The organism is Sporolactobacillus terrae (genome assembly GCF_019930545.1).
Lineage (GTDB): Bacteria > Bacillota > Bacilli > Bacillales > Sporolactobacillaceae > Sporolactobacillus > Sporolactobacillus terrae.
The window spans coordinates 1610975-1622281 of sequence record NZ_CP082837.1; the positions used below are offsets into that span (position 1 = coordinate 1610975).

Annotated in this window: 9 protein-coding genes; 1 reads left to right on the forward strand and 8 read right to left on the reverse strand. The window is 46.6% G+C overall.

The features are described from left to right. Positions 1 to 51: 51 nt before the first annotated feature. Complete coding sequence (locus tag K7399_RS07700) at positions 52 to 1374, reverse strand: bifunctional folylpolyglutamate synthase/dihydrofolate synthase (protein WP_028976677.1); 1323 nt, start codon at positions 1372 to 1374, stop codon at positions 52 to 54. A gap of 101 nt (positions 1375 to 1475) precedes the next feature. Further along, positions 1476 to 4109, reverse strand: coding sequence for a valine--tRNA ligase (locus tag K7399_RS07705; protein WP_128166846.1), 2634 nt, complete (start codon positions 4107 to 4109; stop codon positions 1476 to 1478). A 465-nt stretch (positions 4110 to 4574) separates the two neighbouring features. Here K7399_RS07705 and K7399_RS07710 point away from each other — a divergent pair, with 465 nt between their 5' ends. Continuing rightward, positions 4575 to 4781 (forward strand): hypothetical protein, encoded by a 207-nt coding sequence (locus K7399_RS07710; RefSeq protein ID WP_223362571.1) that lies wholly within the window; start codon positions 4575 to 4577, stop codon positions 4779 to 4781. 10 nt (positions 4782 to 4791) lie between these two features. Here the strand turns inward: K7399_RS07710 and K7399_RS07715 are convergent, their stop codons facing one another. The 6 genes from K7399_RS07715 to yihA all read right to left on the reverse strand — a co-directional run bounded on the left by K7399_RS07715 (position 4792) and on the right by yihA (position 11241). Next, positions 4792 to 5838, reverse strand: a complete 1047-nt coding sequence (locus tag K7399_RS07715; protein WP_128166848.1) for a protein kinase family protein — start codon at positions 5836 to 5838, stop codon at positions 4792 to 4794. After that, a complete protein-coding gene (locus K7399_RS07720) occupies positions 5789 to 6775 on the reverse strand; it encodes a hypothetical protein (RefSeq protein WP_128166850.1) in 987 nt (328 codons plus the stop codon). The genes K7399_RS07715 and K7399_RS07720 overlap by 50 nt, the downstream gene beginning before the upstream one ends. Next, positions 6765 to 8168 carry a LysM peptidoglycan-binding domain-containing protein gene (locus K7399_RS07725; RefSeq protein ID WP_128166852.1) on the reverse strand — a complete coding sequence of 468 codons (1404 nt, stop codon included), beginning with the start codon at positions 8166 to 8168 and terminating at the stop codon, positions 6765 to 6767. Before K7399_RS07725 ends, K7399_RS07720 begins: the two co-directional genes overlap by 11 nt. 218 nt (positions 8169 to 8386) lie before the next feature. Next, complete coding sequence (locus K7399_RS07730; protein WP_028976672.1) at positions 8387 to 9079, reverse strand: DUF421 domain-containing protein; 693 nt, start codon at positions 9077 to 9079, stop codon at positions 8387 to 8389. Between the two features lie 147 nt (positions 9080 to 9226). Then, a complete protein-coding gene (gene hemL, locus K7399_RS07735; RefSeq protein WP_028976671.1) occupies positions 9227 to 10519 on the reverse strand; it encodes a glutamate-1-semialdehyde 2,1-aminomutase in 1293 nt (430 codons plus the stop codon). 137 nt (positions 10520 to 10656) lie between these two features. After that, entirely contained in the window at positions 10657 to 11241 is a 585-nt protein-coding gene (gene yihA / locus K7399_RS07740) for a ribosome biogenesis GTP-binding protein YihA/YsxC (protein ID WP_028976670.1), read from the reverse strand. Positions 11242 to 11307: the final 66 nt, after the last annotated feature.

Below are 11307 nucleotides of genomic sequence, written 5' to 3' on the forward strand. Positions count from 1 at the left end.
TTTTTTTTTGCCCCTTCAACTTCTTTTACCCTTCTGTTTTTGTAGTTAAAATTACGGTCGCATTTCATTTGACTTCCCATCACGCAGGGCATGGCGAACCGCAGAAATAAAGTAGAGCGACCCGCACACCAGCACCATTTCGCCGGCTTTCGTTTTAGCAATCATGTCATTCAGAGCATGCATCCAGTCCGGATCTTTTTTCTTGATTCGATGATGCCCCGCGGCATAGAGCAGATCACTGCTTGCTGCGCGCGGGTAATCGAAGGAGGTAAACGTCACATCATGCACCGCCGATTCAATTAAATGAATCATTTGTTCATATTGTTTATCTTTCAGTGCCGCATAAAGCAGATGAATCGTTCGCCCTTCATAATATCTGGTCAAGGTGCGGACAAGCGCTTCAGTTCCCTGAACATTATGTGCACCATCAATAATAACGAGTGGATCATGCTTCATCCGTTCAAAACGCCCCGGCCAAGCCGCCTTCAGAAGCCCCTCACGAATAGCCGCCTCGGTGATGGGAAGCCCGCAGCATTCCGCCAAATGTTGGACAGCCATCAGGGCAGCCGAGGCATTTTTCAGCTGATGTTCCCCTCGCATGTGGAGAACAAGATCATTTAGATGAAGCTTGTCGGCAGTAAAATTAAAATGCTCGCCGTCTTCATCATGTCCGAGCGAATCATAGGAAAACGCCGTATTGAGGAGATACAATTCAGCATTTTTTTCTCTAGCTTTATCACGAATTACAGCCTGGGCATCCGGATGTTCTGCAGTCGTAACAATAGCTGTAGCTTCCTTGATGATTCCGGCTTTTTCAAAAGCAATCTGTTTAATGGTATTGCCGAGCTGCTTCATATGATCCATTGCAACATTGGTAATCACGCTGACGAGCGGATGAATGACATTGGTTGAATCCAGCCGTCCACCAAGACCGACTTCATAGATCACCAGATCACAAGGATGAATCATGGCAAAATAAACAAAGCTAAGCATCGTCACAACTTCAAATTCAGTCGGAAGGCCGAGATCGGTCTCTCGATCTACAGCAAGCGTCAGCGGATAGACAAGATTCGCCGCCTTAATCAGATCTTGATCACGGATTGGTTTGCCATTCACCATGATCCGCTCATTAAAGGAAGTAATGTATGGTGAAATAAACGTGCCGACCGTCATGCCTGAAGCTTGGTAAATATGCCATAAATAGCATACCGTCGATCCTTTTCCATTCGTTCCGCCGACGTGAACCGCACGAATCTTTTGCTGCGGATTGCCTAATTCAGCCAGCATCCATTCCATTCGCTTCGTACCGGGTTTGATTCCATGCGGGATCAGCCCGTGAATCCAGTTCAGTGTTTCATCAATTGTTTCAAACATTGCCGCGTCCTCCGCATCACTTTTGTTCCCCATGTGAAAACGGTGGGGGATACATCCCGCCACCGTCATCAACCATGACTGTATCTTCTATTTTAGTCGAATCACGCTTGTAATTCAGCAATTCGTGCGTCTAATTTATCCCGTTTTTCGATATAATCCGCTTGTTTTTCACGTTCTTTGTTCACTACTTGCCCCGGCGCTTTGTCAACGAATCTTGGATTGCTTAATTTTTTCTTGGTCCGTTCGACCTCGGCATTCATTTTTTCAAGTTCCTTCTTCAATCGGCTGATTTCATCATCAACATTAATCAAACCGGACAACGGAAGATAAATGTCTGCGCCGGAAATGACTGCAGATACGGCTTTTTCCGGAGCCTGAATGTCCGCGCCAATCGCCAGCGTTTCCGGATTACAGAAACGTTCAATATAATCTTTATTTGCTTCAAAAATTGTTGTTTCTTGTTCTGATTTCGTTTTAATGAGCAGTTCAACCGGTTTTTTCGGTGCGACATTCATTTCCGAACGGATGTTGCGCACAGAACGAATCACATTTTGCAGTGCGGTCATCTCTTGTTCTGCCTCTGCATCATTCCATTGTGCGTTAACGGTCGGCCAGTCGCTGTGCATGATCGTTTCGCCTTCATGCGGAATGTGCTGCCAGATTTCTTCAGTGATGAACGGCATAATCGGGTGCAGCAATTTCAAAATTTTATCAAGCACATTAGTGAGTACCGATTTGGTTGTTGCTTTTGCCGCTTCATCTTCCCCGTATAGCGGCAGTTTCGCCATCTCGATGTACCAATCGCAGAAGTCATCCCAGATGAATTGATACAGGTAGTGGCCGGCTTCGCCAAAGTCATAGGTCTCATAAAGTGCCGTCACTTTTTCGATTGTCGCATTCAAGCGCTGCAGTATCCAACGATCGGCAACCGACTTCTTGCCGGACAAATCGATATCGCTGAACGTGAAGCCTTCGAGGTTCATGATCACAAACCGTGAGGCATTCCAGATCTTATTGGCAAAGTTCCAATTTGCTTCCACCTTTGACCATTGGAAGGTCAGATCCTGCCCCGGCGTTGTTCCGGTAGCAAGCGTATAGCGGAGCGCATCAGCACCATATTTAGCAATAACATCCATCGGATCGATTCCGTTTCCAAGCGATTTACTCATCTTCCGTCCTTGTTCATCTCGGACAAGACCGTGAATCAGTACGTCTTTGAATGGACTTTTTCCAGTAAATTCTGTAGATTGGAACATCATCCGTGCGACCCAGAAAAAGATAATGTCGTATCCGGTAACGAGCGCATTAGTCGGGAAGTAGCGTTTGAAATCTGAAGCATCTTCATCCGGCCAGCCCATCGTTGAGAATGGCCACAGTGCTGAACTGAACCAGGTGTCCAAAACATCTTCATCCTGTTTCCAGTTTTCACTGTCCTTCGGCGCTTCCATGCCAACATAAACTTCGCCGGTCTGTTTGTGATACCAAGCCGGGACGCGGTGACCCCACCAAAGCTGGCGAGAAATGCACCAGTCGCGGATATTTTCCATCCAGCGGCGATAGGTGCCTTCAAACCGTTCAGGGACGAAGTTCACGCGATCATCCGTTTTCTGCATGTTCAGCGATGCTTCCGCGAGCGGCTTCATTTTGACGAACCATTGGGTCGACAAAATTGGCTCAACAACAACACCGGTACGTTCCGAATGACCGACCGCATGCGCGTGTTCTTCGACGTAAGCAAGTTCGCCGGAGGTTTCCAGATCCTTAACGATCTGCTTGCGGCATTCTTCGCGATCCAATCCTTGATACTTGCCGGCATTTTCATTCATTTTCCCGGTCTCATCAATGACAAGGATACGCGGCAAATGGTGTCGGTTGCCGACTTCAAAGTCATTCGGGTCATGCGCCGGAGTAATTTTCACCGCTCCTGTTCCGAACGACTGATCAACATAGCTGTCGGCAACAATCGGAATTTCTCGTCCAATCAGCGGAACAACTGCCTTTTTGCCGACGATCGCTTTATAGCGTTCATCATCGGGATGAACAGCAATCGCCGTATCGCCGAGCATCGTTTCCGGACGCGTCGTCGCAATTTGGATGGATCCGGAACCGTCTGCAAGTGGATAATTGACATGCCACAGATGACCGGGAATTTCTTTATAAATAACTTCTATATCAGAAAGCGCGGTACGTGCAGCCGGATCCCAGTTGATAATGTAAGCGCCGCGGTAAATTAATCCTTTGTTATAGAGACTGACAAATACCTTGCGTACGGCTTTGGAAAGGCCTTCGTCAAGCGTAAACCGTTCTCTTGAATAATCCAGTGATAACCCTAGCTTCGCCCATTGTTTCCTGATGAAGGACGCATATTCTTTTTTCCAGTCCCAAGCAACTTCTAGAAATTTTTCACGCCCAAGATCATAACGGGACTTGCCTTCCGCACGCAGTTTCGCATCAACCTTAGCCTGCGTGGCAATGCCGGCATGATCCATGCCTGGCAAATAAAGGGCATCGTAGCCCTGCATCCGTTTGAAACGGATCAAAAGATCCTGCATCGTTGTATCCCAAGCATGCCCCAAGTGAAGTTTTCCGGTAACATTTGGAGGCGGAATAACGATCGAGTACGGTTTCTTTTCCGGATCGCCCTCCGCTTTAAAATAATCCTTCTCCAGCCAGGTTTTATACCACTTTTCTTCGGTCTGGCTCGGATCGTACTTTGTCGCCAATTCTTTTTCCATCTTGACCGCTCCTTTTTCTAACCTATAATCTGAACCGTTTTGGATGAGGTGTTGAAACGCAAAAAGAGCTCTCTCCGTCACAAGGACGAAGAAAGCTCCGTGGTACCACCTCTATTTACGCGTAAAAACGCGCCTCATTCATTCGATAACGGATTCCCGGAACCTTCCTAATAGGCCGATTCGACCGTTCAGAAAGACTGCTCAAGGGCTACTTCCATTTCCGCAGGCTAAAGAAGTCTCTCAGCGCACCGGCTTCTCTCTCTTACAGAGACTTGTTTCGTCTCTTCTAGCTTAAAGAAATGTACTTCTCCCTGTCTCAGCATTTTCACTTTAACACAGATCGTAGATGTGTTTTGTACTTATTATATATACATACGGTTTGCTTCGTCAATGTTTGCTTATAAAAAATTGCCGCACATGAAGCATACACCGCTCATAGACTATAGTATAGCCAAGAGAATGGTCATGGAAACAATGGGAGTGATTTGCGTGTTCAAGAAAAATCGTTTGCAACCTTTTTTTAAAAAATGCCGGGAAGGCTTAGGCGTGATCGTACTTCCGCTTGCATTATTTCAGCTTATCCGTACGATCTTTCTGCCGACCACTTTGGATGTCATGCTGACCGCCCTTCTCTTTTTTATTTATATCGGGTTTTTAAAACATTGGCTGTAACCGATTCGAATTAATCGTCAGCCTCTTGCTTTTCTTCCGCTTCTTTTTGTTTACGCAGCTCATCTTTCCTCTTTTGCTCTTCTTTCATCATTTTTGTGATTGCTGTATACATGAATTGATGCGTCTCACAAAGACGGGTCCATCGGCTTACAAACCATTGCTCATCGGCCGTCTCCGATTGACTGTAACGAATAAGCAAATCGGCGTGAGCACTGGGAAACAAAAGAAAGTGCTGCAAAAAACCCTGTTCTTCTTCATCTAACGGACAAGCCGATTGATACGATTGATAAAAAGCACGCCAATCCGATTGCTTGCGCTCAAGCATTACCGCTGCCTGCTCAAATAAAGCAGCCGTTTCCACAATGAAAAAGCCGTCTTCGCTGTTTTCAAAGTTGGTCAGACAGCTGCGTTCATTTTCAATCAATAGATGGAGTGGAGTAAGCCGTCCGTGACAGAGCGCACGACGCATTTTTTTACTTTTTCCTTCTTCATCTTTATCACGACTGAAAAAGTCACGTGCACGCTGCATGTTTTCAAGATAAATAAACGCACTTTGAAGGACAGTCTGCTCGAACGGCGACGGGTAAACATGATGCTCGGCAGTATAGAGAAAATGTTCCCAAATCATTTGCCGCTGACCGAGTACCCGTACCATCCCTTGGTAAAGCGTGGCGCACTCTTGCTTTTTTTCCATCGTCTGACGATGCAGTTGTGCCGCTTTATGAAAGAGATGGCGATAACGTTCCGGGAGGTTCGATGCATCAACGGTTTCCTGAAACCAAGGCATTAAATAATAGCTGGTCGCTTGGTCACGAATGATCAGATCGCCGTATTTCGTCGGAAGCGGACAAACCGCATCAATCACCAGTCGCCGTGCTAGCGCGTAAACCGTCTGAAGTGCACGAACTTGCCGGTCATTTAAAACTTTTCGTTTCAAAGCAAAGCGTCCAAAATACGTATCAACTCGGGTTAGGCCGCCCTCGGCGGCAAGGCTGATCGGAACAAGGTCATAGTAAAAGAGTATTCGATTGATCCAGCTGCTGTCCTTCTGATCCATTTGGTGCACCTCCGCCTGCCATCCCCGATTGTACGCCAATGTTCTTCAATAAACGGATCAACTCAATTTTCTGATCCCAGACGCACTTGAATACCTCTGACGATCGATCCGCCGGTACATCGCCCTGCAAACTCGCTTGCAAGAGACCGATCCACTCGTCTGGAGCAACCCATTCGGCAAGCATCAAATCCGCATTTTCCCGATCAAGGAAGCCCTTTAACGCCAATTCTTGAAGCAGCTTACCTATTGATTGCCCGCGCTGCGCCTGCAAAGCCTCGGTTAAGACAAAGCGCGCCAAAACGCCGCATCCATCCGATGGTTCGGATTGCCCAAGTTCAAAGAACAGTGTATCAAAGAGCGCCTTACACGACTCACGTGAAAAATCTGCAGGCAATAAAAAAGCGGACCGCCTGTATTGATGCAGCTCACGCAAACGGTCCGCCTCTGCAGCCCGCGTACATGCGGACGAGTAGCAAGCAGAAACAATAGCCCAAATCTCCGGATCCACACGCATCTGTTTTGCTTGTTCAAAAAGTGAATGAACTTGGATCTGCATTTCTGTCATCGATTCGTTGATGGGCGGGTTGCGGCTCGTTCGGCTAAGATCAGTTAAAAAGGCTGCCCATTGCTGTTCATTATTGTTCAGTGCAAGCAGCTCCCTTGGCGCGTCGTGACACGTCATTGAATAATTTCCGAGCCGTACTGATGGAAGCCCCGCCCGAGTCACATACATCCGATCAACAAAAAAACGTTCATTCTTTACGTGGTTCCGCCACTTTAAATGTAAGTGAAGCAAGGCTTCATCTGTCCATCGTCGAATTTTCTTAATCCCGCGTTCCGTATCAATAAGCAATGGCTGCTCACGCGCAACGTTCACCTGTCGAAATCCATAATTCGCCTGAAGCGCGGACAGAACAGCCGCTAGATCAGGATTCATCTTTTACAGCCTTTGAGCTCTTGGGAATATAAAGAAGTTCACCTGGTTCAATGTCTCCAGTTGTTCGCGCATTTTTGCGCAAAAGCGAGGTTACTGGTACGTGATAGCGCTCAGAAATCGTTTCAATTGAATCACCCGCTTGCACAATGCAAATTTTCATACGCGTCTTTTGTTCTTCCTCATCACCAGCAAGTACTTTCGTTAAATAAAGGCTCGTTGGATCTGGTGCTGCCTTCTCTTTACCTTCAGGCGCATCTTTTTGTTGGGCACCTTCTGTAACCGTCGGCTTTTCTTGCACGTCCTCCGGCGGTGTTGCCAGTTCCGATCCAAGCGGAGGTGCTGACGGCGCTGCTGGCGCTGATGATGCTGGAACTTCTGAACGCGCCGATTCCGGGGTTTCTTGAGCTTCTGGATCCATTCGATTGAAGGCAATTGCCGGCGTGCCGGTATCGCTCGGGTCATCCTCCGGTTTTCGAAATGCATCGTACTGAAAGGTTTCCGCCGCTTCATCGCTCAAACGATCGGTCGGCATTTCGTCAAAGTCCGCGCTCAAATCACCGCCACTTTGGAATACATCATCTGATCCACGTTTTGATTTTGAAGCCGAGGCTTCTGCTTTTTTTGCAGGCTTTTTCACTGCTTTTGCCGGCTGCGTATCCTTATTGGCAGCCGCTTTTTTTGCAGTCCCTTGATTGACGGTTTCTTTCTTGGCAGCTGCTTTTTTGGTCGGTTCCTTTTTGGACTCGGGTTTTTGATCCGCAGCTTTTTTCGTTGGCGTTTTTTTCGCTGCACTTTTTTCCAGTTTCGCCGGTTTTTCCACTTTTTTTTCAGGCTTCTGCGCCGGCTCTGCTTTTGCCGCCGGCTTTTGCACTGGCTCGGGCGCTTTAACGGGTTCTGCCGGCTTTGCTTTAGGCTTCTGGACAGGAGCTGCCGCTTTTGGCTTTTCCGTTCGATTCGTCACAGGCTGCTTGTTGGCTAGACCGGTGATTGAAATATCGGCCTGCAGCTGGATATGGCGATGCTCGGACAGTTCATAGTCGAACGAATCAATAACCACGAATAAATCTTCCAGATTTGGGACGCGATCCGAAGGAATGGTTATATCAATTGGAAAACGATGTTCTAACTTATCTGTTCCATTACCCGTATCCATGATTTCATCTATGGTGCGGAACGGTGCTGTATGTTGTTCTGAAACATTTTCCACATCTGCAGGCTTATATTCTCCGGTCAATCGAAGAAAACCTTTGATGGTCACGTCATTCCAGTTCTCTTCAACCGTAATATCCGGTTCCAGCGCCATTGATAGTATTTCTTCAGCTGGTGCATCTTCTCTGAGCCATACCGATTCATTTATTGAAAACTGTAATCGATCATTCGACGATTGAGACATTCCTTCCACCCTCTCATCCATTCTTAATACTGTTCTATGCATCAAAAAATGAATTATGCGAAATGGGCGGGATGTGTACGAATTTATACGCTGTTCTCGGCACCGGTCAACAAGCTATTCCGCACGATTCTCGCGCATGCATGTGCTAAAGCCGCTTCTCTCATTAACAGCAAAAGCCAAAAAAGAGGCTGCCCTCAGCCCTAGGCTTTTGGACAACCTCATCTTCTCTCATTGGCATTCATTTTCTCGATAAACACCCCTTCATCTTTTTTCCATTCGCAATAAAAGACATCTTTGTAGCTGCGAATATGATGCCTGCGAAGATTTTTTAGCAGCCACTCTTCGTTCAATCCGGCTTCTTTTAAATTGTCCCAATCCACTTCTCCGTCTTCAATGATTGTTATCGGCAAATACACCGGTTTTTGCTGCTTCTGAAGGTCCTCCATCGTCGGCGTCGCATATTGCGACTTTTGTTTTACACTGATGGACCCGTCCGTTTCCAATATTGCAAACGCAACTTCACGAATGGAAAAGACATTTTTATGCCGAAGCAGATTTTGCAACATATTGATGTCCAGCTTTTCCTTTTTCATCGCTTCTCGATCCATATGCCCATTGCGAATAACGATTGTTGGTTTCCCTTCAAAGAGTTGCCTCGTTCCACGGAACTTCTGGGTGGACCATTCAACGGCGTAGATCATCAACCCCCAAAGTGCAACTGCGAAAACAATCGATCCAATGCCAATCTCTTTATCGTAAAGCGCGTTTCCAACTAATTCACCAAGTACGATCGCTGAAATAAAATCGAAAGCAGTGACTTGTGCCAATGTTGCCTTTCCCAATATCTTCGTCATTAGGAACAAAGAGACAAACCCGACAATCAGTTCAACAGCTACTTGTACAAAATGCATCGTTTCCGACCACCTTCGGACCAATCTTAGTCTCAAAGTTAGTCTTTCACGAGATCGTGAAAATTATTTATGTGCGGGCGCCTCACTACACATGGCTTCATTCTTGGTTATGAAAAAAGATCGGAACCTGTCATTCCGATCTAGTCCTTATTCATGTTCTGCAATGAATTGAAACGCATGTTCTGCTGCTTGAATCGTTTTCTCTATATCCTCCATTGAATGTTTGGTTGATAAGAAAACCCCTTCAAACTGCGATGGCGGCAAGGACACACCTTGCTCGATCATCTGCGCAAAATAAGTCTTAAAATGATCCAGATTCGATGATTTCGATCTCAGATAATTAATAACCGGCTGATCTGTAAAAAAGATCCCCATCATGGCACCCGCCTGATTAACGGTAAGCGGAATGCCGTATTTTTCCGCTGCTTTCTTATACCCTTTGGTCAAGTGATCTGCTTTTTCACGGAATTGCGGATAGTCCTCAGGGGTCAGCTGACTCAGCGTCATATAACCGGCTGCCATCGCAAGCGGATTTCCAGATAGCGTCCCTGCCTGATACACAGGGCCTTCAGGGGCTACTTGGCTCATAATATCCAATCGTCCCCCATAGGCACCAACCGGCAGCCCGCCACCGATTACTTTGCCAAGCGTCGTCAAATCCGGAGTCACCCCGAAATAACCTTGGGCACAATCGTATGCAACACGGAATCCGGTCATGACTTCATCAAAGATCAACAACGCACCATATTCTTTTGTAATCTGCCGCAGAGACTGCAGAAATCCATCAATTGGTGGGACAACGCCCATGTTGCCGGCAACCGGTTCAACAATCACGCAAGCAATTTCATGGCCATATTGTTTGAAGATCTCAGCGACCCTTTCCGCATCATTATAAGGCACCGTTAGGGTATCCTCAGCAAGTTCTGCTGGAACACCAGGACTATCCGGAAGCCCAAGTGTCGCCACTCCTGAACCTGCTTTAATTAAGAGTGAATCCGCACTGCCATGATAGCTGCCTTCAAACTTCAAAATTTTATCCCGTCCGGTGTATCCACGTGCCAGTCGGATCGCACTCATGGTCGCTTCTGTTCCAGAATTGACAAACCGCACCTTCTCAATTGATGGAACACGCTCAATAACTAACTTTGCCAATTTGCTCTCAAGCACTGTTGGCGCCCCGAAGCTTGTCCCTTTTTCAGCCGTTTCTTTAATAAAAGCGACAACTTTTTCATCAGCGTGGCCAAGAATGAGCGGCCCCCAGCTTAACACATAGTCAATATATTCATTTCCATCAACATCATAGATCTTCGACCCTTTCCCATGATCCATAAAAATAGGACTGAGATCTACAGATGGAAAAGAGCGGACAGGGCTGCTGACACCGCCAGGCATTAACGGTTTTGCTTCTTCATAAGCCGCAATTGATTTACTGAAATTCATCTTATCTGACTCCCCCTCGCACATGTTCTTCACATGTGTATGTATCGCTTACCAAGCAAGCGGAACCGGTTTAATCGAATTGATCATTCAAATGGTTGTTCACTCGTTCGCACCGCTTGCCTTATTCCGTATCTATTTTAGTTCAAAAAGGATTCAATCGCACGCCATGCCTCTTCCTTCCCCATTCCATTAAATGATGAGAAAAGAATGAGAGGATCGTCTGGTTTAAGCCCTAAATCGCGACGAATGATTTGTTTGTGCTTCTGAAATTTGCTCTTTGGAATCTTGTCCGTTTTGGTCGCAATCGTTATGACCGGATGCCCGTAATAAGTAAGAAATTCGTGCATCTGAATATCTTGCTTGGACGGCGGATGGCGTAGGTCGACTAAGTGGACGACGGCACTGAGCTCCTGACGCTCGGCAAAGTATTTTTCGAGCATTCGTCCCCAGGCTTCTCTATCTTTTTTCGATACCTTTGCATACCCATATCCAGGTACATCCACAAAATAAAACGATCCATTAACAATAAAGTAGTTCAATTTCTGCGTTTTGCCTGGTTTCTCAGAGATACGCACAAGATTGCGACGATTGAGCATTGTATTGATAAAGGACGATTTTCCAACATTTGATCGGCCGGAAAGCGCAATCTCCGGAAAACCTTCCGTTGGGTATTGCGCCGGACCAACGGCACTGATCACATAGTCTGCTTGTTTTATTTTCATGTTCATCTCTCTCCTCAGATTGACTCGCTATGCGCAAGTACGGCATCTGCTCATGTATACACATTC

Excerpts from the sequence above, each read along its gene's own strand:
- K7399_RS07710 (WP_223362571.1), top strand. The coding sequence starts at position 4,575 with ATGGAAACAATGGGAGTGATTTGCGTGTTCAAGAAAAATCGTTTGCAA.
- K7399_RS07700 (WP_028976677.1), bottom strand. The coding sequence starts at position 1,374 with ATGTTTGAAACAATTGATGAAACACTGAACTGGATTCACGGGCTGATC.
- K7399_RS07730 (WP_028976672.1), bottom strand. The coding sequence starts at position 9,079 with ATGCATTTTGTACAAGTAGCTGTTGAACTGATTGTCGGGTTTGTCTCT.
- K7399_RS07705 (WP_128166846.1), bottom strand. The coding sequence starts at position 4,109 with ATGGAAAAAGAATTGGCGACAAAGTACGATCCGAGCCAGACCGAAGAA.
- K7399_RS07725 (WP_128166852.1), bottom strand. The coding sequence starts at position 8,168 with ATGTCTCAATCGTCGAATGATCGATTACAGTTTTCAATAAATGAATCG.
- yihA (WP_028976670.1), bottom strand. The coding sequence starts at position 11,241 with ATGAAAATAAAACAAGCAGACTATGTGATCAGTGCCGTTGGTCCGGCG.
- K7399_RS07715 (WP_128166848.1), bottom strand. The coding sequence starts at position 5,838 with ATGGATCAGAAGGACAGCAGCTGGATCAATCGAATACTCTTTTACTAT.
- hemL (WP_028976671.1), bottom strand. The coding sequence starts at position 10,519 with ATGAATTTCAGTAAATCAATTGCGGCTTATGAAGAAGCAAAACCGTTA.
- K7399_RS07720 (WP_128166850.1), bottom strand. The coding sequence starts at position 6,775 with ATGAATCCTGATCTAGCGGCTGTTCTGTCCGCGCTTCAGGCGAATTAT.